Origin of the sequence: Mesorhizobium sp. M3A.F.Ca.ET.175.01.1.1 (assembly GCF_004791945.1) — a bacterium.
In the GTDB taxonomy this organism is placed as follows: Bacteria; Pseudomonadota; Alphaproteobacteria; order Rhizobiales; family Rhizobiaceae; genus Mesorhizobium.
Map to the genome: position 1 here is coordinate 400,719 of NZ_SRTP01000004.1, position 24,741 is coordinate 425,459.

Below are 24,741 nucleotides of genomic sequence, written 5' to 3' on the forward strand. Positions count from 1 at the left end.
GGAGAAAGAGGCTGGCTGCGGCCTCGGCGCCCATTCTACAGCGTCGGCGATGACAGTGCCCTTCTGTCCGTTCACGGGGAGAAGATGGCGGCAGCCAGATGAGCGGCGGCGCAGGCGGTGGAAGTTGAATAGCTCAGCTCACCCGAAAAACAAAAATCCCGCGATCAAAAAGGCCGGAATCAGCACCAGGCCCGACCAAGCCATGTAGGCGAAGAAGCCGGGCATCTTCACGCCGCTGTGTCGGGCAATGGCGTAGACCATGAAGTTCGGCGCATTGCCGATATAGGTGTTGGCGCCCATGAACACGGCGCCGGCCGAAATTGCGGCGAGCGTCGATGCGGCCTCGGTCATCAGGTGCTGCGCATCGCCGCCGGCCAGCTCGAAGAACACCAGATAGGTCGGCGCGTTGTCGAGGAAGGATGACAGCCCTCCGGTCAGCCAGAAATAGGCGAGGTCATTGGGCTGGCCATCGGCCGACGTGACCAGCGAAACCAGCGGCGCCAGCGCGCCGTCCATCCCGGCCCGCAGGATGGCGATGACCGGCACGATGCAGATGAAGATGCCGGCAAAGAGCTTAGCCACCTCGGCTATAGGCCCCCAGTTGAACCCGTTCGCGGCGCGATACTCCTTGCGCGAGACGGCGAGCGAGACGAAGGCGGTGATCAGGATGATTGCATCGCGCACGACGTTCTGCAGCTCGAGGTGAACGCCGAGGACCGGGATACTAACGCCCGGCTTCCAGCTCGCGGATAGCAGGATCGCGCCGATGACGCCGGCAAGCAGCGGCACATTGGGCAGGCCACGGATGCGCACCTTGGTGTCCGGGGTCGGGTCCTTGATCTTGGGCGCGCCGGCCTCGCGTCGGTGCAAGAGAATGTCGATCGCCAGGAACACCGCGAGCACCAGGCCGCCGACGAACAGCGTGTCGGGCAGAATGTGCACCGTGGTCCAGAAGAAGTCGACGCCGCGCAGGAAGCCGACGAACAGCGGCGGGTCGCCGAGCGGCGTCAGCGAGCCGCCGATGTTGGACACCAGGAAGATGAAGAAGATCACCACATGCGCGTTGAACGGCCGGTTGTCGTTGGCGCGCAGGATCGGCCGGATCAGGATCATCGAGGCGCCGGTCGTGCCGATCACCGAGGCCAGGATCGCGCCGACAAGCAGCAGGCCGGCATTGACCAGCGGCGTGCCGTGAATGTTGCCGGCAACGAGGATGCCGCCGGAAATGGTGAACAGCGCGAACAAAAGGATGATGAAGGAAAGATACTCGGTAAGCACCGTGTGCAGCACCGCCGCGCTTGCCGACGGGAGGCCGAAGGCAAGAGCAAGCGGAACGACGGCAAGTGCGGCCCAGGTGGCGGCGATCTTGCCGTAGTGGTGCTCCCAGAGATGCGCAAACAATAACGGTCCTGTCGCGATCGACAGCAGCAGTCCCGCAAAGGGCAGCGCCCACCAGAGCGACATCGCGGCGCCGGGGAGGTCGTGCGCCTCGGCGGCGAAGGCTGGTTGCGGAAAAACCGTCATGGCCGCGGCAATCGCGCCCGCAGCCAAAGCTCCCGCCATGTCTGTGAAGCTCCCTCGATGCCTCACAGTCGGGTCAGTCCGCCAAATGGTCTTCGAGCATCACGCCGGCATCGCGCATGCGTGAGAGCATCGTATTGACCGACCCGTTGAGATCGATGCCGCGGCAGGCGTCGAGCCGCACGGTCGTCCTGAAGCCCTGCTTCACCGCATCGAGCGCCGAGAAGGCAACGCAGAAGTCGGTGGCAAGGCCTGCCAAAGTGACCGCCTCGATCCCCCGTTCCTTAAGATAGCCGGCGAGGCCCGTCGGCGTCGTATGATCGTTCTCGAAGAAAGCCGAGTAGCTGTCGATTGCCGTGCGAAAACCTTTGCGGATCACCAGCTCGGCCTTGGTCCAGGCGAGGCCTGAATGGAAATCGGAACCGAGGCTGCCCTGGATGCAATGGTCCGGCCAAAGCGTCTGCGGCCCGTAAGGCATTTCGACGGCCTCGAAGGGCTGCTTGCCCGGATGGCTGGAGGCGAAGCTCGAATGGCCGGCCGGGTGCCAGTCCTGCGTCAGCACGACATGCTCGGACCGCCGGATCAGGTCGTTGACTAAGGGCACGATCTCGTCGCCGCCGGCGACCGCCAGCGCGCCGCCGGGACAGAAGTCGTTCTGCAGGTCGATGACGATGAGCGCTTCCTCGGCCATGGGGCTCCCTCTCGTTGGGCTGGGCTCCAGCAAAATGCCGCTGACGCGACCGGAGGCAGAACCTTGATCAGATGGCCGGCGGCGTCAACCTCTAAGGCATAACAAAGCCGTGGCTCTGGATCGGGACAGGTTCTTGCGCCCACATCGCTTTGACAATCGCGGCGAAGTTGATATCATTTGCATACGAATGAATTTGCTCGAGCTGGAGGCCGGCAGGTTCCCTCGGAAAGGCCCCTTTTTGGGAAGGCAAAGCGTGATCCGTTACGCGAAACCCACCACGGTCGACGAGGCGCTCGCTTTGCTTGGCGAGGACAGCTGGCGCATCCTCGCCGGCGGCACGGATTTCTATCCCGCGCAGGGCGCAAAACCTTTTCGCGACAACATCCTCGACATCAACGGACTGGCCGCGCTGCGCGGCATCGTCGAGACCGAAGAGCATTGGCGGATCGGCGCCCGCACCACTTGGACCGATATCGTGCGCCAGCCGCTGCCGCCGGCGTTCGACGCGCTGAAGGCAGCCGCCCGCGAAGTGGGGTCCGTCCAGATCCAGAACGTCGCCTCCGTTGCCGGCAACCTCTGCAACGCCTCGCCCGCGGCGGATGGTGTGCCGGCGTTGATGGTGCTGGATGCCGAGGTCGAGTTGCGATCGGCGCAGCAGACACGGCATCTGCCGCTCGACGGCTTCATCCTCGGCAACCGCCGCACCGCGCTGCACTCCGGCGAGATGGTCACCGCCATTTGTATTCCGAAGCGCTCCGCCGCCGGCGCATCTTCCTTCGTCAAGCTCGGCGCCCGGCGCTATCTCGTCATCTCCATCGCCATGGCTGCGGCTCGGCTCGTGACAGAGGGCGGCGTGGTCGCGGATGCGGCAATCGCCGTGGGTGCCTGTTCGGCCGTCGCCCGCCGTCTGGAGGGCGTCGAGGCGGCCCTGCGCGGCCAAGCCGTCACGCCAGCGCTCGCCGATGCGGCGTTTTCCGCACCGGTCGATGAGCTCTCTCCCATTGCGGATGTGCGCGGCAGCGCCGAGTATCGAGAGCACGCGGCGCGCGAGATCGTGGCCCGTGCTGTGTGTGCCGCCGCCGGCGTCGGTGGCGGCGCCAAGGCGGCGGCATGAGCCTCACCGATTCCAGCATGGAACGTGCCGACATTGCCTTCGAGGTCAACGGCGCTGCGGTCAGCGTGTCTGTGCCGCCTGTGCGGCGGCTGTCGCAGGTCTTGCGCGACGAGTTGCGGCTGACCGGTACCAAGGTCGGCTGCGACGCCGGCGATTGCGGCGCCTGCACCGTGCTGGTCGACGGCAATCCGGTCTGCGCCTGCCTTGTGCCGGCGGCCTCGGTGTCCGGTGCATCAGTCACCACGGTCGAGGGCCTCGCCAATGGCGGGCTCTCCGCGCTGCAGGCGTCGTTCCTCGAACACGGCGCCGCGCAATGCGGCATCTGCACGCCTGGCCTGCTGGTATCCGCAACAGCGCTGCTGCAACGCAATCCCACGCCGAGCGAGGCCGAAACCCAGGACGCGCTCGGCGGCGTGCTCTGCCGCTGCACCGGCTACAGGAAAATCGTCGCGGCGGTGATGGATGCCTGGCAGCATATGAACGGCGTCGACCATCGCTTGCCCGAGGCCGGGCGCGCTGTCGGCGCCTCGCTCATCCGGCTCGACGGCCTGCCCAAGGTTACCGGCGCCGAGAAATTTGGCGGCGACACCTTCCCGGCCGACGCACTGGCCGTTCTCGTGGTCCGCTCCCCGCACTACCATGCCCGCTTCAGTTTCGGCGATATCAAGGCCTGGGCCAAAGCCCATACCGGCGTTGCCGGCGTTTTCACCGCCGCCGACATTGCCGGCAAGAACTGCTTCGGCGTCATCGGTCCCTTTGCCGACCAGCCGGCCCTCGCCGAAGGTTTCGCCCGTTTCCGCGGCGAGGCGGTGGCGCTTGTCGCCGGGGAGCGTGAGGCGATCCTCGATCTCGACCTGACCGATTTCCCGATCGCTTGGACGGAGTTGCCGCATGTCCTGCAGCCCCACGAGGCGAAAGCCGAGCGCGCGGCGCTGATCCACCAGCACAGGCCGGCGAACCTGCTCACATCGGGCTTCGTCGAGCGCGGCGACCCCGACGCAGCGCTTGCCGCCGCCGCCGTCACCGTGTCCGGCGCCATCGAGACCTCGTTTGTCGAGCACGCCTACATCGAGCCGGAAGCCGGCTATGCTTACATGGATGACGACACGCTGGTCGTCGTCGCCTGCACGCAGGCACCCTATATGGATCGTGACGACACCGCCAAGGTGCTCGGCCTTCCTGTCGACAACGTGCGCATCGTGCCGACCGCCACTGGCGGCGGTTTCGGCTCGAAACTCGATGTATCGCTGCAGCCGCTGATCGGCCTGGTGGCGATGAAGACGGGACGCCCGGCGGCGCTCGCCTATACACGCAACGAATCGATGATGTCGACCACCAAGCGCCATCCTGCCGAGATGAAGGCGACCATCGGCGCGGATGCCGAGGGTCGCGTCATCGGCATGATTTTCGAGGGAGACTTCAACACCGGCGCCTATGCGAGTTGGGGACCGACAGTCGCCAACCGCGTGCCGGTGCATGCCTCCGGTCCCTATCTAACGCCGAACTACCGGGCGGAAGGCCGCGCCATCCACACCAACGGCCCGATCGCCGGCGCCTTCCGTGGTTTCGGCGTGCCGCAGGCGACGATCATGCAGGAGACCCTCTATGACGAACTCGCTGACAAGCTCGGCATGGACCGGCTCGATTTTCGCTTGAAAAATTGCCTTCGTAACGGTTCCGAAACAGTCACCGGTCAGCACCTTGCGTCCGGGGTTGGCATCGGCGATTGCCTGGAAGCGCTGCGCCCATGCTGGCAGCGCGCGCTGGCGGAATCGGAAGCCTTCAACGCTGCCAGCACGGCAAGCAAGCGTGGTGTCGGCGTCGCCTCCTGCTGGTATGGCTGCGGCAACACCTCGCTGCCCAATCCCTCGACCATCAAGGTCGGCATTTCGGCTTCCGGTGACGTCGTTTTGCACCAGGGCGCCGTCGATATCGGCCAGGGTTCGAACACGGTGATCGCGCAGATCTGCGCCGACGCGCTCGGGCTGCCGCTGGACAAATTCCGGCTGAAGAGCGCCGACACCGCCATCACGCCCGACGCCGGCAAGACATCCGCCTCGCGCCAGACTTTCGTGACCGGCAAGGCGGCGGAAAAGGCTGGCCGCACGCTGCGCGAAAAGATCCTGCGCTTCGCCAATGTGTCCGGACAGGCGACGATCGCGCTCGAGGGGGCCAGCCTCAATATCCGCGAGGGCGAGGCGACCCGGCGTGTCGATCTGTCGAGCTTGAAGATGGATGCCGACGGGTTGGTGTTCGTCTCTGAGGAGACCTACGACCCGCCGACATTGCCGCTCGACGCCAAGGGCCAGGGCAAGCCCTACGCCGTCTATGGCTATGGCGCGCAGATCGCCGAGCTCGAGGTCGATCTCAAGCTGGGCATCGTCAAGCTGATCAAGATCACCGCCGCCCACGATGTCGGCAAGGCGATCAATCCGCTGCTGGTCGAGGGCCAGATCGAGGGCGGCATCGCGCAAGGCATCGGCATGGCGCTGATGGAGGAATATATCCCCGGCCGCACCGAGAACCTGCACGACTACCTCATCCCGACCATCGGCGACGTGCCGCCGATCGAGCACATACTGGTCGAGGTTCCGGATCCGGAAGGACCCTTCGGCGCCAAGGGCCTGGGCGAGCATGTGCTGATCCCGACGGCGCCGGCGATCCTCAACGCCATCCGTCATGCTGCCGGCGTTCTGGTCACCAAGGTGCCGGCGACGCCGAGCCGCATCCTGGCGGCGATCCGCGAAAAGGAGGCACGCAGATGAGCGAGCTTGCCGAACGTTTCGAAACCCACGATCCCGGCGAGAAGCAGGTGGCGGAAAAGATCCGCTGCGACGCCTGCCCGGTCATGTGCTACATCGCCGACGGCCGCACCGGCGCCTGCGACCGTTACGGCAATGTCGGCGGCCGCATCGTGCGCATGGATCCGCTGACCATTCTCGATCATGCGGCCGAGACCGGCGGCGCGGTCGTGCCTTTCGTTGCCGAGGGCGAAGCCTGGAATGGCGAATTGGTCAACACCGGCCGCCGCTTCGTCACCGCAATAGGCGCCGGCACCACCTATCCGGACTATAAGCCGGCGCCCTTCATCGTCAGCCAGGAGGTCGAAGGCGTCGATCTCGTCACGGTCGTGACCGAAGGCATCTTCTCCTACTGCGGCGTCAAGGTGAAGATCGATACCGACCGCCACATTGGCGACGAGACGGCAACCGTGCGTTCCGAGGGCGAGGCGATCGGCCATGTCACCACCGGCGAATACGGTTCGCAAATGCTGTCGCTGGGCGGCGTCCATCACCTGACCGGCGGCTCGAAAGCCGAGGGCCGCGCCACCTGCGATGCAATGCTCAATCTGTGCAACAGGAAGCCGGTCGAGCTCACCATCGACGGCGGCGCGACGGTCGTCGTCGAGGCGGGCAAGGCGCCGGTCATCGACGGCAAGGTCGAGCACCGCATGCGCGTCGGCTGCGGCTCGGCCACCATCGGCATGTTCGCCACGCAATGGCGCGGGCTGGTCGACGAGGTGGTGGTGGTCGATGACCACATCACCGGGGTCGTCTCCGAGCACCAGGCCGGCAAGGTGTTGGGCTGGCAGGATACGGGGATAAAAATCATCGGCCGCCGCTCGACGCCCGGCCGCTACTTCAAGGTCTCCGAGCCAGGCCTCGGCTGGGGCGGCACCACGATTTCCGATCCGCTGTCGATCCTGGGCGACTGGAATGCCAAGAAAGGCGCCCGTCCCGGCCTGTCGCTGCTCATGGTTTCGACCACCGGCGAGCAGTTCGCGTATTACGAGCTCGACGACCAGCTCAAACCGGTGGAAAGGCCCTTCCCCGAACGGCTGCAGAAATCCGTCGGCCTCATCGAGGACAATTGCGAGCCGGCGCTGTGCACGGTTCTCTTCATCGGCGGCGCCGGCGGCTCGCTGCGCGCCGGTGTCACCGAGAACCCCGTCAACCTGACCCGCTCGGTGCAGGGCCTGAAGACCTATGTCACGGTCGGCGGCGCGCCGGTCTATGTCTGGCCGGGCGGCGGCATCACGCTGATGGTCGACGTCACTCGCGTGCCGGAAGGCGCCTTCGGTTACGTGCCGACGCCGGCGCTGGTGGCGCCGATCGAGTTCACCATGCGCCGCGACGATTATGTCAGGCTTGGCGGCTACGAGAGCGAGATCCGCAGCGTCGAGGACATTCTTGCCAGAGGCGGCGAATACCTCAACCCGCGCCGTGGTGCCGGCGCGCCGGCCGGCAATCCCTGGCCGCCGCTGGCGCAACTGCGCCGCGCCCGGGCCAGCGAGGCCGGGCAATGAACGGCCCGCAGGCGCATTGGCTCGCCGATGGCCGGCGGCTCCATCTCAACCATGGACCGATCGATCTAGTCATCGAGGCCTTCGGCGAGGAGGACGAGCGCAGGGCCGCCTATGGCCAGGCCGTCACCCGCTTCCAGACGATCCTGACCGAGTTGGTCGAGGAGCTCCCCGAACTGCGCCGACCTGCATCTTTGCGGCCGCGCGCTTTCGCCGGACCGACGGCGCTGCGCATGGAGGCTTCCGTGGTGCCCTTGGCAGAAACCTTCATCACGCCGATGGCAGCCGTTGCCGGTTCGGTAGCCGACGAAATTCTGGCCGCGCTGCTTGCCGGCCGCCGCCTCGATCGCGCTTACGTCAACAATGGCGGCGACAGCGCCATCCATCTCGGCCGGACACAGTCGATGATATTGGCAATTGCCGGCACCGGGCACGGCCTTGCCGATCGCATCGCTGTTCGCGCTGAGGATCATGTGCGCGGCGTTGCCACCAGTGGCTGGCGCGGCCGTTCCTTCTCGCTGGGCATTGCCGACGCCGTCACTGTGCTTGCGCGGACCGGCGCCGAGGCGGATGCGGCGGCAACGCTAATCGCCAACGCCGTCGACCTCCCCGGCCATCCGGCGATCCGTCGCGTGCGCGCATGCGATCTAGTGCCCGACAGCGATCTCGGCGAGCGACTGGTGACGCAAGGCGTCGGCGCGCTTTCGCCTCGCGAGGTGACTCGCGCGCTGGACAACGGCCTTGCCGTCGCCGAAGATTTTCGCCGGCGCGGCTTGATTGCCGCATCGGCGCTGTTTCTCGCGGGCCAATCCCGCATCAGTGGCTCAGTGGCGCTGGCCGCGCCCAACAAGCATAAGGTGAAGGAAACTGCTCATGCCTGACTTTCCGATCCGCAAGGTCGCGGTTCTGACCGAGGAGATTTTTCACGACGGCGGGCCGGTGGCCAAGGAGCCACGCCGCCGCGCCGCCGCCCTTGCCGTGGTCAGGAATCCATTCGCCGGGCGTTATGTCGAGGATTTGCAGAGCGCGATGGAGGACCTGAAGCCGCTCGGGCTGCTTTTGACCGACAGACTGATCGCCGCGTTGGGCGGCGACGTGAAGAAGATCGACGGCTACGGCAAGGGCGCCATCGTCGGTTCCGCCGGCGAGGTCGAGCACGGCGCGCTGTGGCACGTGCCGGGCGGCTATGCCATGCGCGAGCGGCTCGGCGACGCCAAGGCGATCGTGCCCTCGGCGAAGAAGGTCGGCGGTTTCGGATCGCGGCTCGACGTGCCGCTCGGGCACATCAACGCCGCCTATGTGCGCAGCCATTTCGACGCGATCGAGGTCGGCATCAGCGACGGCCCGCGTGCCGACGAGATCCTGTTCTGCCTCGCCATGACCTGCGGCCCGCGTATCCATGACCGCATGGGTGGGCTGGCTGCGAGCGACATCAAGGCATGGGACGGACTGCGGTGAGCGGCGAGGACAATCTGCTGCGGCTGGTCGAGGCCGAAGAGCCGGACGAGAACGGCTATCATCTGCAGGATCAGGTCGGCTTCATCCTGCGCAAGGCCCATCAGCGCCATGTCGCCATCTTCGCGGCCCACATCGCCGATCTGACGCCACCGCAATTCGCAGCTTTGGCCAAGCTCCACGACATCGGCGAGACCTCGCAGAACCAGCTCGGCACGCTGATCGCCATGGATGCCGCCACGGTGAAGGGCGTCATCGACCGTTTGAAGGCACGCGGCCTGGTCGAGCTCTCCAAGCACGAGGTCGACAAGAGGCGGCTGCTGGTCAATCTCACGGCCGAGGGTCGCGAGGCGATCGAGCGGCTGATCCCGCTTGCCCGCACCATCACCGAGGAAACGCTGGCGCCGCTCTCGGCCAAGGAAGTCGCGACGTTCCTGAGGCTGCTGGCGAAGCTGGCGTGAACGGATGCCGTGCGCGGAATGCCGCATCCAGGATGTCAGCCCGCAGGACTCGCGCCCGCTAGAGCTTCCGGCGAGGGGTGCAATGCCGGCATCGAACCGGCGGCGCCGAGTTTGGCTTCTATGCCCGCGGTGCGATGCCAGATCACGGCGACGACCAGCATCGCGATGTAGCCGTCGACTTCATAGTGCCAGCCGGTATAGACCGAACCGAACAGGATGAAGATCGCGAATGCCCATCCGGCCACGCCGAGCCAGCGGTTGAGCCGCGCAAGATAGAACGCGTTCAAAGTGGCGATCGCCACATGCATGCTGGGCATGGCGGATATGCCGGTGCCAAGAGCCGGCAGGTCCGCCCTGTAGCTGTCGAGCAGGTAGTCGGAATAGAGCAGCACATGCTGGTTGCCCGGTCGCTGCTTCAACACCTCCACGAGTTCCGCAAAGCGGGTGCCGCCAAGAAACTCATCGTAAAAGATCGGTCCGACGGAGGAAAACAGCGTCGCCAGAAGGGTTCCGACCACCATGGTGACAAGCGCAAGAGCGGTGAGATAGCGCAGGTGCACCAACTGATTGGCGCCTAGCGCCGCAAAGAACAGCAAACCGAACCATTCGACGAACCAGATCTTGGCATAGGCGACCGCCACCAGCATCGCCAAGGTGTCGGAATCGAATGCGTGAGCGATCCGCCATGGCGCTTGGCCGTGCAGGAACTCCCCGATATCGGCCAGAGCCCTGTCGCAATAAAATGGCACGATGTCCGGTATGTTCACCTTCCACGTCGTGAACGCCGCAAGCGACAGAATGAAGATCACAACGACAAGTGCCGCCCGCAGCCCGTTCGAGCGAAACAATCTCACCATGAACCCGACCGGCGCGTCCGGTGACAGGATCACGGCCGCCAGGATGATCATGACGAGGAATGAGAATGATCCCCGGACAGCCAGTTCCGACAAATACATCTGCGCCACGTCGGCGTATGCCGAAGGCCAGGCCAGAGCCGCTCCAAGGACATAAAGCAGGCACAGAGCGAGCAGTCTGCGTGAGACGGTGTCGACTTTTGTGGCGTCCACCGGCCGGCCAGTCTGAGCCGGCACGATGGCATGCCCCGCTACCCCACTGGATAAGTCCATGAACGCCCCCAGCGCTGTTCACCTTTTCATCTATGGGTGCAGAATTAATATCTCCTTATCCGGGTAGCTTGGTTTTGAGGCGCCTTTGGGCAACTGCTTGGTCTCGCGTGAGATAACCGCGAATTCACTTTTCGAGATCAAGGCCCCATTCGTCCCTGACCTGCTCGGCGGTATAGTAGCCAAGCCTGACATCTTCCGCGATCAGCTTCGGATCACGCTCCCGCGGGTCGCCATAGCCGCCGCCGCCTGGCGTGCCGACGCGCACGCGGTCGCCGGCCTTGAGCGCGATGTCTTGTTCTTTGGACAGATGCGGCGGCACATGCGCTTCGCCGCCCCGGAACACCGTCACGCTGTTCGGCGCGCCATCCCTGCCGCCGAGCGCGCCCTGCGGCCCAAAGCGGCCGTGGTCCATGACGAAGGAGGCCCGCGCCTCTCCGCGCAGGATCTCCACCTCATAGGCAAGCCCGAAACCGCCGCGATGCTTGCCCGCTCCGCCGGAACCTTCGCGCAGCGCATAATGCCGGTAGAGCACCGGAAAGGCCTGCTCCATGATCTCTACCGGCGGCGACTTCGAAATGCCGATGGTCGAGCAGCCGTTGCTCAAGCCGTCATGGCCGGCATTGCCGCCATAGCCGCCGCCGGAGATCTGATACATGACGTAGTCGCGCCCGCGCGCCGGGTCGTTGCCGCCGAGCGCGAAGTTGCCGCTGGAGCCGGCGGGCGCGGCCGTCACCTTCTCCGGCAACGCCTGCACCATGGCCGCGAACACGGCTTCCGCGATACGCTGCGAAACCTCGGCCGCGCAGCCCGACACCGGCCGCGGATACTTGGCGTCGAGGAAAGTGCCCTCCGGACGCTTGACGACCAGCGGCTCGAAGGCGCCGGCGCTGATCGGCACTTCCGGGAAGATATGGCGCATGGCGAGGTAAACGGATGACAAGGTCGTCGCCAGCACGCTGTTCATCGGCCCGGCGCAGGGTCTCGACGAACCGGCAAAATCGAAGGTCAGCGTGTCGCCCGTCTTCTCGACGGTCAGATTGATGTTCAGCGGCTCGTTCACCACTCCGTCGGAATCGACGAAGGCCTGCGAGCGGTAGACGCCGTCCGGTATGACCGCGATCGAGGCGCGCATCTGCTCGGCGGCGCGGCGGCGCAGTTCCGCGATCGCCTCGATAACGGTTTCGTCGCCGTAACGATCCAGGATTTCATTGAGTCTGTCCTGGCCGATCAGCAGCGCCGCCGCCTGCGCGCGGATGTCGCCGATGCGCTGGTCCGCGACCCGGATGTTCGAGCAGATGATGGCGTAGATCTCTGGATCGAGCGCGCCCTTCTTGAACAGTTTCACCGGCGGCAGCCGCAGGCCCTCCTGCTCGACCGCCGTGGCCGAAGCCGAGAAGCCGCCCGGCACCGAGCCGCCGATGTCCGGCCAGTGACCGGTGTTGGATAGCCAGCAGAAGATTTTTCCGTCGCGATAGACCGGCATGACGAAGCGCACGTCCATCAGATGCGTGCCGCCGAGATAGGGGTCGTTGACGATGTAGATGTCGCCGGGCTCCGGCGCCAGGCAGCGACCGTCGGCGATCATCTCGATCACCGTCTTGGTCGAATATTGCATGACCCCGACGAACACCGGCAAGCCCTGGCTGCCTTGCGCGACGAGCGAGCCGTCGGCGGCCGAATAGATGCCGTCGGAGCGGTCATTGGCCTCGGCGATGACCGGCGAGAAGGCGGCGCGGGAAAACGTCAAATCCATCTCGTCGCAGACCTGCTGCAGGGCCGCCTGCAGCACCGAAAGCGTGATCGTGTCGAGCTTTGCTGCTTCGACGGCCATTGTTCAGGCCTCGCCGATGTCGATGACGATGTTGCCGTCGGCGTCCGAGCGCGCCCGGTCGCCGGGTTCGAGCACCGTGGTGGCATCCATCTGCTCGAGGATCGCCGGCCCCTCGATGACGGCGTCGAGCGGCAGCTGTTCGCGGGCATAGACCGGTGTTTCGCGCCAGGCGCCGTGATACCAGACCGGCCTGATCTCTCGCCTTGCCTCGTCAAGCGTTGCCGCGCGCCCCGCCGGGTCGATCAGCCGCGACAGGTCGACCTGCGGCCGCACGCCGGTGACCGAGGTGTTGAGATTGACGAGGTTGGCGCGGATTTCCGGCAGTTCGACCTTGAAGCGCGCGAAATAGGCCTTCTCGAACAGCTGCTGCAGTGTCGTCCGCGTCACCGACGACGACGGCAGCGGCACGTTGATGATGTGGGTCTGGCCGACGAACTGCATGTCGGCGGAGTGCGTCACGCGGATCGCATCCGGCTTCACCGCTTCCTTGGCGATCAGCGCCTCGCCTTCGTACCGGTGCCGTTCCAACAATTCGCGAAGCTTTGCTTCGTCGAGACTGCCCACCGGCTGGTTGACCGTGTTGACGAAGTCGTGGCGCAGGTCGGCGACGACGCAGCCGAGCGCGTTGGTGATGCCGGGCCGGGCCGGCACCAGCACTCGTGGCAGACCAAGCTCGCGTGCGAGCGCCGTCGCATGCAGAGGGCCGGCGCCGCCGAAGGCGAACAGCGCGAAATCGCGCGGGTCGTGGCCGCGCGACACCGAAACCATGCGGATGGCGCCAGCCATCTTCATGTTGCCGAGCCTCAGCACGGCGCCCGCCGCCTCGACGCCGGAGAGGCCGGTGGGCTTGCCGATCCTGTCCGCGAAGATTGCAGTCACGCTTTCGACGGTCGCCGGATTGTCGACGGCCAACAGCTTGTTCGGCGCCAGCCGGCCGAGCACCAGGTTGGCGTCGGTGATCGTCGGTTCCATGCCGCCGCGTCCGTAGCAGTTCGGCCCGGGATTGGCGCCCGCGCTTTCCGGGCCGATCTGGATCAGCCCGGCCGCATCGACGCGCGCAATCGAACCGCCGCCGGCGCCGACTGTGTGCACCGCCACCATCGGCACGTGGATCGGCATCGCATACTCGATCTCGATCTCGTTCGACACGGCCGGTTCGGCGTTGCGGATCAGTGCCACGTCGGTCGACGTGCCGCCCATGTCGTAGGTGACGAGATTGCCGAAACCGGCGCGCTTGCCGGTGTAGGCAGCGGCAATCACGCCGGAAGCCGGACCGGACATCACCGTCTTCGCCGATTCCCGGGTGACGAAACGGGCCGAAATCATGCCGCCATTGCCGTTCATGATCAGGAAGTCGCGGGCATAGCCCTTGGAGGCCAATTCCGCGCGCAGCCGCTCGACATAGCGTTCCAGGATCGGCTGCACCGAGGCGTTGACCGCGGCGGTCACGCCGCGCTCGAACTCGCGTGCTTCCGACAGCAGTTCATGGCCGCTGGTGATGTGACTATTCGGCCAAAGCTCTGCCGCGATCTCGGCTGCCCGCCGCTCATGCGCGGGATTGGCGTAGGAATGCAGGAAATGGATGACGAGCGATTCGCAGCCGGCGTCTAGAAGCCGCTTCACCGCCTCGCGCATCTGCGTTTCGTCGAGCGGCACACGCACCGCGCCCGAGGCTTCGACCCGCTCCGACACTTCGAGCCGCAGATCGCGTGGGATGACCGGCACGAAGATGCCGGTCATGCCATAGGCTTGCGGCCTCGTGCGCCGGCCAAGCTCGATCACGTCGCGAAAGCCGCGCGTGGTGATCATGCCGGTCCGCGCCAGCCGGCGCTCCAGCACGGCATTGGTGGTGGTCGTCGTGCCGTGCACGATGAGGTCGATGCCATCGACCGGGAAACCGGTGGCGGCCAGCGCCGAGACCACGCCAAAGGCCTGATTTTCCACCGTGGTCGGCGTCTTGGCGATATGCACCTTCCCGCCCGCCTTGCCGTCGATCAAAAGCAGATCGGTAAAGGTGCCGCCGACGTCGACGCCGGCAACGACACTTCCCGCCGACGCCGAAAATTTCTCATTCATCGCCGAAACCCGAAATGCCAGGACTACGGATATGCCTCGGTTTGGAAAGGCGTTTTACGCTGCCATCTTGACCTGAAGATCATTTGTATACTAATAAATTCACGACACAAGAGCTTACCGCTTGGCAGTGTGTGAGGAGCACGTCGGAACCTGACCGTTCGGACGCGCAGGGAAAAGTTTGGCGCCGGGGCCCAGCGTCTGCGCCGGAAGGTTGGGTTTTATGAACACGACATCCGCGGTCAACATCGCCGGCGCCCGCCCGCTGAAGTTCCCGATTCCGGCCAATGTCTATGCCGAGACCGTCGTTTCGGTGAAGCACTACACCGACCGGCTGTTCTCGTTCCGCATCACCCGCCCGCAGTCGCTGCGCTTCCGTTCCGGCGAGTTCGTCATGATCGGCCTGCCCAACGCCGAGAAGCCGATCTTCCGCGCCTATTCGGTCGCGAGCCCCGCCTGGGACGACGAGCTCGAATTCTTCTCGATCAAGGTGCCGGACGGCCCGCTCACCTCCGAACTGCAGAAGATCCAGGTCGGCGACACCGTCATCATGCGCCAGAAGTCGACGGGCACGCTGGTGCTCGACGCGCTGACGCCGGCAAAACGCGTGTTCATGATTTCGACCGGCACCGGCATCGCGCCTTTCGCCAGCCTGCTGCGCGATCCCGACACCTATGAGAAGTTCGACGAGGTCATCCTCACCCACACCTGCCGCGACAATGCCGAGCTCGTCTACGGCCAGGAACTCGTCGCCGCGCTCGAGACCGACCCGCTGATCGGCGAGCTGACCGGCGGTCGCGTCACGCTGTACAATTCCACCACGCGTGAGGAATCCGCGCGCATGGGCCGCATCACCGCGCTGATCGGCTCCGGCAAGTTCTATTCCGATCTCGGCATCGACAAGCTCAATCCCGAGACCGACCGCATCATGATCTGCGGCTCGATGCACATGCTGAAGGACGTCAAGGAACTCGCCGAAAGCCTCGGCTTCCAGGAAGGCTCGCTCAGCCATCCCGCAAGCTTCGTCGTCGAGCGCGCCTTCGTCGGCTGAGGCGCGTCGCAGCCTGTCAACATCGGTGCTTTGACCATACGGTCAAAAATCTGCTGCTTCGGCGGCCTTTTTCCGATATGACCCCTTGAAAGACTCGTGAAGCGTCGCTTCACGAGCTATCTTCCTGCGTGCCGACAGGCACGAAGGCATAAGGCGCGCTAGCGCGCTGAAATGAAAGGGCAGGAGATGAGCAGCACCATCCGCGAGGCCGGCGCCGGCGCGTCCAAGGTCATGCCGCTGCCGGCGCGGACTGCCGCCAACACGCCGCTGCCGCTGGAACACGGTTTTGCCCGCAATCCCGGCATGAAGCTCGATCTCGGCTTCCTGGGTTCGGTGCGCAGCGTCAACCGCTCGGCGCTGGAACGTCGTGTCGCCACGCTGACCAAGCGGCGCTCGATCAAGGCCGACAACCAGGCGGCCTGGCTGCTGCGCGCCATTGCCTGCATGGACCTTACCACGCTGAACTCCAACGACACCGATGAGCGCGTGCGCCGGCTTTGCGCCAAGGCGATCAGCCCGCTGCGCAGGGATATCGTCGAGGGTCTCGGCATTGCCGGCGAAAGCATCCGTCCGGCGGCGGTCTGCGTCTATCATACCTTCGTCGCCACCGCGGTCGATGCGGTACGCGGCACCGGCATCCACGTCGCGGCCGTCTCCACCGCCTTCCCGCACGGGCTCGCGCCGCTCTCGACCCGACTGCAGGAGATCGAGGCCTCGGTGCGCGACGGCGCCGACGAGATCGACGTCGTCATTCCGCGCGGCCTGGTCTACGGCGCCAAATGGCGCGAGTTGTTCAACGAGATTGTTGCCATGCGCGCCGCCTGCGGCGATGCCCACCTCAAGGTCATCCTCGGCACCGGCGACCTCGCCACGCTGCGCAACGTCATGCTGGCCTCGATGGTGGCAATGATGGCAGGCGCCGATTTCATCAAGACTTCCACCGGCAAGGAAAGCGTCAACGCCACGCTTCCCGTCGGCCTGGCCATGGTACGCGCCATCCGTGCCTATTTCGAGGAGACCGGCTATCTCATCGGCTTCAAGCCGGCCGGCGGCATCTCGACCGCCAAGGTGTCGCTCGACTGGCTGGTGCTGATGAAGGAGGAACTCGGCCGGCCGTGGCTCGAGCCGGATCTGTTCCGCTTCGGCGCCTCCAGTCTCCTCACCGACATCGAGCGCCAGCTCGAGCATCACCTGACCGGCCATTATTCGGCCAACCATCGCCACGCGATGGCTTGAACCGGGCTAGCAACCTTGAACGTCGAGTTCCTTCGCGCCCCCCTCTGTCCTGCCGGACATCTCCCCCACTTGTGGGGAGATTGGCTGTCATCGATGATTTCGCCAATCGCCGACATTGCAGGACAGCAGCAGACAGGCGCGAAGGCTGATCTCCCCCCTCGTGGGGGAGATGTCCGGCAGGACAGAGGGGGGCGCGAAGGAACGCCAGCCTTCAAGAAAATCTCCCCTTACGGAGCCGCCGCATGAACATCCTCGAACGCTATCACGCCATGGAATATGGCCCGGCGCCGGAGGCCCGCAACGAGGCGGATGCCTGGCTTGCCGGACGCGATTTCGCAAAAGCGCTGTTCATCGACGGGGCCTGGAAGGCGGCCGCGAGCGGCAAGACCTTCGACACCAGCGAGCCGTCCTCCGGCAAGCTGCTCGCCAAGGTCTCCGACGCCGGCGCTGCCGACATCGATGCCGCGGTTGCCGCCGCCGCCAAGGCGCTGCCGAAGTGGAGCGCCAGTTCGGGCTATCAACGCGGCAAGGTTCTCTACGCCATCGGCCGTGCCATGCAGCGCCACCAGCGGCTGTTCGCGGTGCTGGAATCGATCGACAACGGCAAGCCGATCCGCGAGAGCCGCGACATCGACGTGCCGTTGGCGATCCGCCATTTCATCCATCATGCCGGCTGGGCGCAGACGCTGGAGAAGGATTTTCCCGACCACAAGCCGGTCGGCGTCGTCGGCCAGGTCATTCCATGGAATTTCCCGCTGCTGATGCTGGCCTGGAAGATCGCGCCCGCGCTTGCGGCCGGCTGCACCGTGGTGCTGAAGCCGGCCGAGTTCACGCCGCTCACCGCCATCCTGTTCGCCGAGATCTGCGAGCGGGCAGGGGTGCCGAAGGGCGTCGTCAACATCGTCCAGGGCGGACCGGAGGCGGGTGCCGCCATCGTCAATCATCCCGGCGTTCAGAAGATCGCCTTCACCGGCTCTTCCGAGGTCGGCAAGATCATTCGCAAGGCAACGGCTGGATCGGGCAAGAAGCTGTCGCTGGAACTCGGCGGCAAGTCGGCCTTCATCGTCTTCGAGGATGCCGACCTAGACAGCGCCGTCGAGGGTCTTGTCGACGGCATCTGGTTCAACCAGGGCCAGGTCTGCTGCGCCGGTTCGCGTCTCCTGGTGCAGGAAGGCATCGCCGAGGCCTTCATCGCCAAGGTCAAGGTCAGGATGAGCCGGCTGCGCGTGGGCAGCCCGCTCGACAAGAACACCGATATCGGTCCGCTGGTCGACCGCACCCAGCTCGATCGCGTCAAGGGCCTGATCGCCGAAGGCGCGAAGCAGGGCGCCATCTGCTGGCAGCCGGACGCCGCCCTGCCGTCCTCCGGCTATTATCACCTGCCGACGCTCGCGACTGGCGTTTCGCCGGCTAATATCCTGGCGCAGGAAGAGGTCTTCGGACCGGTGCTGGCGACGATGAGCTTCCGCAACACCGAGGAAGCGATAGAGCTTGCCAACAACACGCGCTACGGTCTTGCCGCGTCCGTGTGGAGCGAGAACGTCAACCTGGCGCTGCATGTCGCGCCGCAACTGAAGGCCGGCGTTGTCTGGGTCAACGGCACCAACATGTTCGACGCCGCCTGCGGCTTCGGCGGCTACCGCGAGAGCGGTTTTGGCCGCGAAGGCGGGCGCGAAGGTATGTTCGAATATCTTGCGGCGAAATTGCCCGTCGGTCCGGTGATCAAGCCGGCGGCGCCGTCCGCCTCACCCGTCGAGCAGGCCGACGGCTCCCTCATCGATCGCACGGCAAAGCTGTTCATTGCCGGCAAGCAGGTGCGGCCGGACGGCAATTACTCGCTTGCCGTCGCCACCGCCAAGGGCAAGCTCGCCGGCGAGGTCGGCCTCGGCAACCGCAAGGACATCCGCGACGCTGTCGCCGCCGCGCGCGCCTGCAAGGCCTGGCCGGAGGCGACGGCCTTCAACCGCAGCCAGGTTCTGTACTATCTCGCCGAAAACCTGTCCGGCCGCGCCGAGGAGTTCGCTGCGCGGCTCGTGCAACTCACCGGCGCCACCGCAAAGGCCGCGCGGGAAGAAGTCGAGCAGTCGATCGAGCGGCTGTTCCTCTATGCCGGGCTGAGCGACAAGTTCGAGGGCCGCGTGCACCAGCCGCCGGCCCGCGCCGTCACGCTGGCGCTGCATGAGCCGGTCGGCGTCATCGGCATCGTCGCGCCGGACAATGCGCCGCTGCTTGGGCTGATCTCGCTGATAGCGCCGGCGCTCGCTATGGGCAACACCGTGGTGGCCGTGCCGTCGGAACGCCATCCGCTGCTTGCCACCGATCTCTACCAGGTGATCGAATATTCCGATCTGCCTGCAGGGGCCATCAACATCGTCACCGGCCGCAGCGCCGAGCTCTGTGGGGTGCTGGCCAAGCATGACGACCTCGACGGGCTCTGGGTCTTCGCCGACGCCGACACCTGCGCCAAGGCGGAGGCCGATTCCATCGGCAACCTCAAGCGCGTCTGGACCGGCAACGGCCGCAGCCTCGACTGGGCTTCCAACGATGCCGCCGGCGAGGTCTTCCTGCGCCGCGCCATCGAGGTCAAGAACGTCTGGGTGCCATACGGCGACTGACTGCGTTCGGCACGTTGGAACAGCTTCGATCTTCCCGTGTATCTCGCCGCGCCACCTGTACGTCCGCTGCGGCTTGCAGTATCGACGGCGGCGGGGCGGTCCAGGCAATCTCACTGAGGAGTAGAAGAAGATGAAACTGCTGCGCTATGGCGAGGTGGGGAGCGAACGTCCCGGCCTGCTCGATCAGGACGGGAAGATCCGCGACCTCTCGGCCCATGTCGCCGATATCGCCGGCACGGCGCTTCATCCGGCCTCGCTCGACATGCTGTCCAAGCTTGACCCGAAATCGCTGCCGGCGGTCTCCGGCAAGCCACGCATCGGCGCCTGCGTTGCCGGCACCGGCAAGTTCATCTGCATCGGCCTCAATTATTCCGACCATGCCGCCGAGACCGGCGCCCAAGTGCCGTCGGAGCCGATCATCTTCATGAAGGCAAGCTCGGCGATCGTCGGGCCGGACGACGACGTGCTTATTCCGCGCGGTTCGGTCAAGACCGATTGGGAAGTGGAGCTCGGCGTGGTCATCGGCAAGACCGCCAAATATGTCAGCGAGGAGAACGCGCTGGACTATGTTGCCGGCTATTGTGTCGCGCACGACGTTTCCGAGCGGGCTTTCCAAGCCGAGCGCAAGGGCCAGTGGACCAAGGGCAAGTCCTGCGACACCTTCGGCCCGATCGGCCCGTGGCTGGTGACCAAGGACGAGGTCGCGGACCCGCAGAACCTCGATATGTGGCTGACCGTCAACGGCAAGACGATGCAGAACGGCTCGACCAAGACCATGGTCTACGGTGTCAGATATCTGGTTTCCTATCTCAGCCAGTTCATGTCGCTGCATCCCGGCGACATCATCTCCACCGGCACCCCGCCCGGCGTCGGCCTCGGCATGAAGCCGCCGGTGTTCCTCAAGGCCGGCGATGTTGTGGAACTCGGCATCGAAGGCATGGGCCAGCAGAAGCAGACGTTCAAGGCGGACGAGTAGGGCGCAGACTTCCCCTTCTCCCCTTGTGGGAGAAGGTGGATCGGCGCGCAGCGCCGAGACGGATGAGGGGTGCTCCAGCGGAGTGCGCCCTCGAAGATTGAAGGATCCCGGGCGCTTAATTCTGCTACGGCGAGATCCTTCCAACACCCCTCATCCGGCCGCTTCGCGGCCACCTTCTCCCGCAAGGGGAGAAGGAGAAGTCGGCGCTACCTCAACACCTTGCCGTCCGCACCGAACCGGTACGTCTTCGCCGGATCCGGCGTCGCATAGAGCGTGGCCCCGGGTTCGGCATTGTAGACGCCGAAGATGCGCACGGTGATCAGCCCGGCCTTCTCGCAGTCGAGGTAAAGATTGGTGTCGGCGCCGAGATGCTCGGCATGCACAACCGTGCCTTTCCAGGCGCCCGACGTCGCATCGACGGTCAGATGTTCCGGCCGCACGCCGATGGTCTTGGCCGTTTCGCCCAATTTGGCGCCGTCGATGAAGTTCATCTTCGGTGAGCCGATGAAACCGGCGACGAATTCGTTGGCCGGCGAATTGTAAAGCTCCATCGGGCTGCCGATCTGCTCGATGCGGCCGGCGCTGAGCACCACGATCTTGTCGGCCAGCGTCATCGCCTCCACCTGGTCGTGGGTGACATAGATCATCGTCGCTTTCAGCCGCCGGTGCAGTTGCGCGATCTCCAGCCTTGTGTTGACGCGCAGCGCTGCGTCGAGGTTGGAGAGCGGCTCGTCGAAGAGGAACAGCTTTGGCTCGCGCACCACGGCGCGTCCGATGGCGACGCGCTGGCGCTGGCCGCCCGACAGTTCTGCAGGCCGACGCTCCAGATAGGGCTCGAGCGACAGCATTGCCGAAGCGATCTTGATGCGGCGCTCGATTTCGGCCGCGGGCGTGCCGGCCTGCTTGAGGCCGAGCGCCATATTGTTCCTCACCGTCAGATGCGGGTAGAGCGCATAGGTCTGGAACACCATGGCGATGCCGCGCTTTGCAGGCGGCGTCACCGAGACGTCGTCGCTGTCGATCAGCACGCGGCCGGAAGTCGAGTCCTCCAGTCCGGCGATCACGCGCAGCAGCGTCGATTTCCCGCAGCCGGAGGGACCGACGAAGACGACGAATTCGCCGTCATTGACCTCGAGGTCGATGCCCTTCAGCACCTCGACCGGCCCGAAGGCCTTCTTCACATTCTCGATCTTCAGCGAGCCCACGGCGTCGTTCCTGTTCTAGAGTTTTACGGCGGCGGCGCTGCGCACGCTTTCGTCGGCGGCAAGGCAGACCGCGAGCGACTTCACCGCGTCGTCCATGTGCCGGGTGAGGTCGAGATCCTCGCGGATGGCCCTGAGCAGGAAGGCCTGTTCGCGGTCGCATAGCTCCTGGTGGCCCGGCTCGCCTTCCATCGACAGCAGCTCGTCCTCTTTGGCGAACCTGCCGTCCGGCCCGGTTGCGGCGCTGTGCAGGCGGATGCTCGAAGTCTTGGTGTGGGTATCGATGTCGTCGGATTTGATACCCTCCTTCATCACGATCGACACGCAGCCCTTGGGCGAAATCACGTCCTTCACGAAGAAGGCGGTCTCCGAGATCATCGGTCCCCAGCCGGCTTCGTACCAGCCGACCGAACCGTCGTCGAACAGCACCTGCAGATGGCCGTAATTGTACATCGAAGGCGCGACCTCGTCGGTCAGCCGCAGGCCCATGCCGCGTACCTCGACCGGTCTGGCGTCGGTGATCTGCAGCATCACGTCGACATAGTGGACGCCGCAGTCGACGATCGGCGACGTCGTCTGCATCAGTTGCTTGTGCGTCTCCCAGCTGTGGCCGGAAGACTGCTGGTTGAGGTTCATGCGGAACACGTAAGGCCCACCGAGCTTGCGCGCCTCGGCGATCAGCCGCATCCAGGACGGATGGTGGCGCAGGATGTAGCCGATCACCAGCTTCCTGCCGTTGGCTTTGGCCGCGTCGACGACGCGCCTTGCGTCCGCCACCGTCGTTGCCAACGGCTTCTCGACGAAGACGTGGCAGCCGGCTTCGAAGGCTCGCACCGCGTAGTCGGCATGGCTGTCCGAATAGGTGGCGATCGCGGCCACGTCCGGCTTCTCGTCGCGCAGCGCGTCCTCGAAGGAGCGCCGGATGCCGTAGCCCGACAGCCCGTCCGGCAGAGGCACGTCGGAGCGGTTGACCAAAGCCGCGATCTCGAAGCCCGGATTGGTGTGATAGGCGAGCGCATGGCTGCGGCCCATATTGCCGAGGCCTGCGACGACGACGCGAAGGGGCTTTTCTGAACTCACTTGACGGCTCCCGAGGTGATGCCGCGGATCAGCTGCCGCGAGAAGATGACGTAGAGGATCAGCACCGGCAGGATCGCCAGCGACAGCGCCGCCAGGATCGCGTTCCAGTTGGTGACGAACTGGCCAAGAAAGAGCTGCGCACCCAGGGTCACCGTCTTGGTCTCTTCCGAAGGCGCCAGGATCAGCGGGAACCACAGATCGTTCCAGATCGGGATCATGGTGAACACGGCGACGGTTGCCATCGACGGGCGCACCAGCGGCAGCACCAGCCGGAAGAAGATCGTGTATTCCGACAGCCCGTCGATCCGGCCCGCATTCTTCAGATCGTCGGACACCTGCTTCATGAATTCCGACAGGATGAAGATGGCGAGCGGCAGCCCCTGCGCCGTGTAGACCAGGATCAGCGACGTCAGCGTGTTGACCAGCCCGCTCGCCACCATCAGCTGTAAAATGGCGACGGTCCCGAGCCGGATCGGGATCATGATGCCAAGCGCCAGGTAGAGTCCCATCATCGTGTTGCCGCGGAAGCGGTATTCCGACAGCGCGAAGGCGGCCATGGCGCCGAACAGCAGCACGAAGAACAGCGACGCGACGGTGACGACGAGGCTGTTCTGGAAATAATGCAGGAAGTCGCCCTGGCCGATCACGGTGGTGTAGCCGATCAGGTCGAAAGTCTTCGGCGTCGGCGGCGTCAGCGGCGCGCCGAAGATGCCCGCGCGGGATTTGAAGGAATTCATGATGACCAGGACCACCGGGAACAGCGCGATCGCCGTATAGGTCAAAAGGACCGCATGGGCGCCGATGGTGCGGGGAAGCGAATGGGTCGCGGTGCTCATTGGAAATCCTCCTGATGAGCTGCTTTCCCAGAGGATGACGCCAAGGCACCCCCCTCTGGCCTGCCGGCCATCTCCCCCTCAAGGGGGGAGATCGGCAGCGTTGAACTTGGCACCTGTTCTGCAGCGCTGAAGGGTTGCGAAAGCGACGACGACATCTGATCTCCCCCCTTGAGGGGGAGATGGCCGGCAGGCCAGAGGGGGGTAGCTAGGCACAACATCTCCAACCCTCAGAACTGATAGCGACGCAGGCGCGTCTGGATGAGGAACAGATAGACGCAGACGCCGGCAAGGATGATCAGAAACATCATCGTGGCGATCGTCGCGCCCATGTTCGGATCGCCGACTTGCAGCTGGAAGCCGAAGAAGGCGCGGTAGAGGAAAGTGCCCAGGATGTCGGTCGAATAGTTCGGCCCGGCAAGCGCCCCTTGCGCCGTATAGATCAGGTCGAAGGCATTGAAATTGCCGACGAAGGTCAGGATCGAGATGATACCGATCGAAGGCAGGATAAGCGGCAGCTTGATTTTCCAGAACTGCGCCATGCCGGTGACGCCGTCGCATTCGGCGGCCTCGATCACCTCGTCGGGGATCGACAGCAGCGCGGCATAGATCAGCATCATCGGGATGCCGACGAACTGCCAGACCGAGACCAGGCTGAGCGCGGTCAGCGCGTATTCTTCCTTGCCCAGCCACGGCGTGAACAGGCTCTTCAGGCCGACGAGGTTGAGCATGTAGGGCGCCACGCCCCACAGCGGCGACAGGATCAGCTTCCAAGCGAAGCCGACGATGACGAAGGACAGGATCGTCGGCACGAAGATCGCCGTGCGATAGAAGGTGGCGTAGCGCAGTCTCGGACTGGAGAGCAGTGCGGCCAAAAGGATACCGATCGGGTTCTGCACCAGCATGTGGATGATGAAGAACCAGACGTTGTTCCTCAGAGCATTCCAAAAGCCCGCGGACCAGTTGGGATCGCCGAACAGCGTGCGGAAGTTTTCCAATCCGACGAATACCTGGGACTGGCTGATGTTGCGGAACAGCGAGAGCTGCAGCGTGCCGAACAGCGGCAGGATCAGGATCGCCGTGTAGACAAGCACCGCCGGCGCCAGAAAGACGCCGATATGCCAGCGGATCGGTCTTTTGGGTCGTATTTCGGCCATGAGTTCGGTCTCCGC

19 protein-coding genes are annotated in these 24,741 nt (G+C 65.0%); 10 read left to right on the forward strand and 9 right to left on the reverse strand.

What is annotated here, in order from left to right; all coding sequences use genetic code 11:
* Positions 1 to 138: 138 nt before the first annotated feature.
* On the reverse strand, positions 139 to 1,563 hold the full coding sequence (locus tag EN818_RS13455) for a sodium:proton antiporter (protein ID WP_176478335.1): 1,425 nt from the start codon (positions 1,561 to 1,563) through the stop codon (positions 139 to 141).
* 34 nt (positions 1,564 to 1,597) lie between these two features.
* A complete protein-coding gene (pncA, locus tag EN818_RS13460; RefSeq protein ID WP_095805055.1) occupies positions 1,598 to 2,212 on the reverse strand; it encodes a bifunctional nicotinamidase/pyrazinamidase in 615 nt (204 codons plus the stop codon).
* Between the two features lie 253 nt (positions 2,213 to 2,465).
* Between pncA and EN818_RS13465 the strand changes: the two genes are divergently transcribed.
* From EN818_RS13465 to EN818_RS13490, 6 genes are read left to right on the forward strand one after another with little or no spacing between them, the layout of a single operon-like run.
* A complete protein-coding gene (locus tag EN818_RS13465) occupies positions 2,466 to 3,326 on the forward strand; it encodes a xanthine dehydrogenase family protein subunit M (RefSeq protein ID WP_095805415.1) in 861 nt (286 codons plus the stop codon).
* Positions 3,323 to 6,091, forward strand: coding sequence for a molybdopterin-dependent oxidoreductase (locus EN818_RS13470; RefSeq protein ID WP_129553549.1), 2,769 nt, complete (start codon positions 3,323 to 3,325; stop codon positions 6,089 to 6,091). The genes EN818_RS13465 and EN818_RS13470 overlap by 4 nt, the downstream gene beginning before the upstream one ends.
* Complete coding sequence (locus EN818_RS13475; RefSeq protein WP_095805054.1) at positions 6,088 to 7,632, forward strand: 6-hydroxynicotinate reductase; 1,545 nt, start codon at positions 6,088 to 6,090, stop codon at positions 7,630 to 7,632. The genes EN818_RS13470 and EN818_RS13475 overlap by 4 nt, the downstream gene beginning before the upstream one ends.
* A complete protein-coding gene (locus EN818_RS13480) occupies positions 7,629 to 8,510 on the forward strand; it encodes a hypothetical protein (RefSeq protein WP_095805053.1) in 882 nt (293 codons plus the stop codon). The genes EN818_RS13475 and EN818_RS13480 overlap by 4 nt, the downstream gene beginning before the upstream one ends.
* Positions 8,503 to 9,087 (forward strand): amino acid synthesis family protein, encoded by a 585-nt coding sequence (locus EN818_RS13485; protein WP_135904576.1) that lies wholly within the window; start codon positions 8,503 to 8,505, stop codon positions 9,085 to 9,087. Before EN818_RS13480 ends, EN818_RS13485 begins: the two co-directional genes overlap by 8 nt.
* Complete coding sequence (locus EN818_RS13490) at positions 9,084 to 9,545, forward strand: MarR family transcriptional regulator (protein WP_095805051.1); 462 nt, start codon at positions 9,084 to 9,086, stop codon at positions 9,543 to 9,545. Before EN818_RS13485 ends, EN818_RS13490 begins: the two co-directional genes overlap by 4 nt.
* A 35-nt stretch (positions 9,546 to 9,580) precedes the next feature.
* Here the strand turns inward: EN818_RS13490 and EN818_RS13495 are convergent, their stop codons facing one another.
* The 3 genes from EN818_RS13495 to EN818_RS13505 all read right to left on the reverse strand — a co-directional run bounded on the left by EN818_RS13495 (position 9,581) and on the right by EN818_RS13505 (position 14,579).
* Positions 9,581 to 10,672 (reverse strand): phosphatase PAP2 family protein, encoded by a 1,092-nt coding sequence (locus EN818_RS13495; protein WP_095805050.1) that lies wholly within the window; start codon positions 10,670 to 10,672, stop codon positions 9,581 to 9,583.
* Positions 10,673 to 10,796: 124 nt separating this feature from the next.
* A complete protein-coding gene (locus EN818_RS13500) occupies positions 10,797 to 12,503 on the reverse strand; it encodes a hydantoinase B/oxoprolinase family protein (protein WP_095805049.1) in 1,707 nt (568 codons plus the stop codon).
* 3 nt (positions 12,504 to 12,506) lie between these two features.
* Entirely contained in the window at positions 12,507 to 14,579 is a 2,073-nt protein-coding gene (locus EN818_RS13505; protein ID WP_135904578.1) for a hydantoinase/oxoprolinase family protein, read from the reverse strand.
* Between the two features lie 220 nt (positions 14,580 to 14,799).
* On the opposite strand from EN818_RS13505, the gene EN818_RS13510 reads away from it, so the two are divergent.
* The 4 genes from EN818_RS13510 (at position 14,800) to EN818_RS13525 (ending at position 20,454) form a co-directional block, all read left to right on the forward strand.
* The gene (locus tag EN818_RS13510; RefSeq protein ID WP_095805047.1) at positions 14,800 to 15,627 is read left to right on the forward strand and encodes a ferredoxin--NADP reductase; all 828 of its coding nucleotides are present in this window, start codon (positions 14,800 to 14,802) and stop codon (positions 15,625 to 15,627) included.
* A 186-nt stretch (positions 15,628 to 15,813) separates the two neighbouring features.
* Positions 15,814 to 16,863 carry a deoxyribose-phosphate aldolase gene (gene deoC, locus EN818_RS13515; RefSeq protein ID WP_135904580.1) on the forward strand — a complete coding sequence of 350 codons (1,050 nt, stop codon included), beginning with the start codon at positions 15,814 to 15,816 and terminating at the stop codon, positions 16,861 to 16,863.
* Between the two features lie 242 nt (positions 16,864 to 17,105).
* Positions 17,106 to 19,478 carry an aldehyde dehydrogenase family protein gene (locus EN818_RS13520; RefSeq protein ID WP_095805046.1) on the forward strand — a complete coding sequence of 791 codons (2,373 nt, stop codon included), beginning with the start codon at positions 17,106 to 17,108 and terminating at the stop codon, positions 19,476 to 19,478.
* A 130-nt stretch (positions 19,479 to 19,608) separates the two neighbouring features.
* On the forward strand, positions 19,609 to 20,454 hold the full coding sequence (locus tag EN818_RS13525) for a fumarylacetoacetate hydrolase family protein (protein WP_095805045.1): 846 nt from the start codon (positions 19,609 to 19,611) through the stop codon (positions 20,452 to 20,454).
* Positions 20,455 to 20,660: 206 nt separating this feature from the next.
* On the opposite strand, the gene EN818_RS13530 is transcribed toward EN818_RS13525, so the two are convergent.
* The 4 genes from EN818_RS13530 to EN818_RS13550 form a co-directional block, all read right to left on the reverse strand.
* Entirely contained in the window at positions 20,661 to 21,659 is a 999-nt protein-coding gene (locus EN818_RS13530) for an ABC transporter ATP-binding protein (RefSeq protein WP_095805044.1), read from the reverse strand.
* Between the two features lie 15 nt (positions 21,660 to 21,674).
* Positions 21,675 to 22,736 carry a Gfo/Idh/MocA family oxidoreductase gene (locus tag EN818_RS13535; RefSeq protein WP_095805043.1) on the reverse strand — a complete coding sequence of 354 codons (1,062 nt, stop codon included), beginning with the start codon at positions 22,734 to 22,736 and terminating at the stop codon, positions 21,675 to 21,677.
* Complete coding sequence (locus EN818_RS13540) at positions 22,733 to 23,572, reverse strand: carbohydrate ABC transporter permease (RefSeq protein WP_095805042.1); 840 nt, start codon at positions 23,570 to 23,572, stop codon at positions 22,733 to 22,735. Before EN818_RS13540 ends, EN818_RS13535 begins: the two co-directional genes overlap by 4 nt.
* Before the next feature lie 227 nt (positions 23,573 to 23,799).
* On the reverse strand, positions 23,800 to 24,726 hold the full coding sequence (locus tag EN818_RS13550; protein ID WP_095805041.1) for a sugar ABC transporter permease: 927 nt from the start codon (positions 24,724 to 24,726) through the stop codon (positions 23,800 to 23,802).
* Positions 24,727 to 24,741: the final 15 nt, after the last annotated feature.

Coding starts and splice junctions, on each gene's coding strand:
- EN818_RS13455 (WP_176478335.1), bottom strand. CDS start 1,563: ATGGCGGGAGCTTTGGCTGCGGGCGCGATTGCCGCGGCCATGACGGTT.
- pncA (WP_095805055.1), bottom strand. CDS start 2,212: ATGGCCGAGGAAGCGCTCATCGTCATCGACCTGCAGAACGACTTCTGT.
- EN818_RS13470 (WP_129553549.1), top strand. CDS start 3,323: ATGAGCCTCACCGATTCCAGCATGGAACGTGCCGACATTGCCTTCGAG.
- EN818_RS13475 (WP_095805054.1), top strand. CDS start 6,088: ATGAGCGAGCTTGCCGAACGTTTCGAAACCCACGATCCCGGCGAGAAG.
- EN818_RS13480 (WP_095805053.1), top strand. CDS start 7,629: ATGAACGGCCCGCAGGCGCATTGGCTCGCCGATGGCCGGCGGCTCCAT.
- EN818_RS13485 (WP_135904576.1), top strand. CDS start 8,503: ATGCCTGACTTTCCGATCCGCAAGGTCGCGGTTCTGACCGAGGAGATT.
- EN818_RS13495 (WP_095805050.1), bottom strand. CDS start 10,672: ATGGACTTATCCAGTGGGGTAGCGGGGCATGCCATCGTGCCGGCTCAG.
- EN818_RS13500 (WP_095805049.1), bottom strand. CDS start 12,503: ATGGCCGTCGAAGCAGCAAAGCTCGACACGATCACGCTTTCGGTGCTG.
- EN818_RS13505 (WP_135904578.1), bottom strand. CDS start 14,579: ATGAATGAGAAATTTTCGGCGTCGGCGGGAAGTGTCGTTGCCGGCGTC.
- EN818_RS13510 (WP_095805047.1), top strand. CDS start 14,800: ATGAACACGACATCCGCGGTCAACATCGCCGGCGCCCGCCCGCTGAAG.
- deoC (WP_135904580.1), top strand. CDS start 15,814: ATGAGCAGCACCATCCGCGAGGCCGGCGCCGGCGCGTCCAAGGTCATG.
- EN818_RS13520 (WP_095805046.1), top strand. CDS start 17,106: ATGAACATCCTCGAACGCTATCACGCCATGGAATATGGCCCGGCGCCG.
- EN818_RS13525 (WP_095805045.1), top strand. CDS start 19,609: ATGAAACTGCTGCGCTATGGCGAGGTGGGGAGCGAACGTCCCGGCCTG.
- EN818_RS13540 (WP_095805042.1), bottom strand. CDS start 23,572: ATGAGCACCGCGACCCATTCGCTTCCCCGCACCATCGGCGCCCATGCG.
- EN818_RS13550 (WP_095805041.1), bottom strand. CDS start 24,726: ATGGCCGAAATACGACCCAAAAGACCGATCCGCTGGCATATCGGCGTC.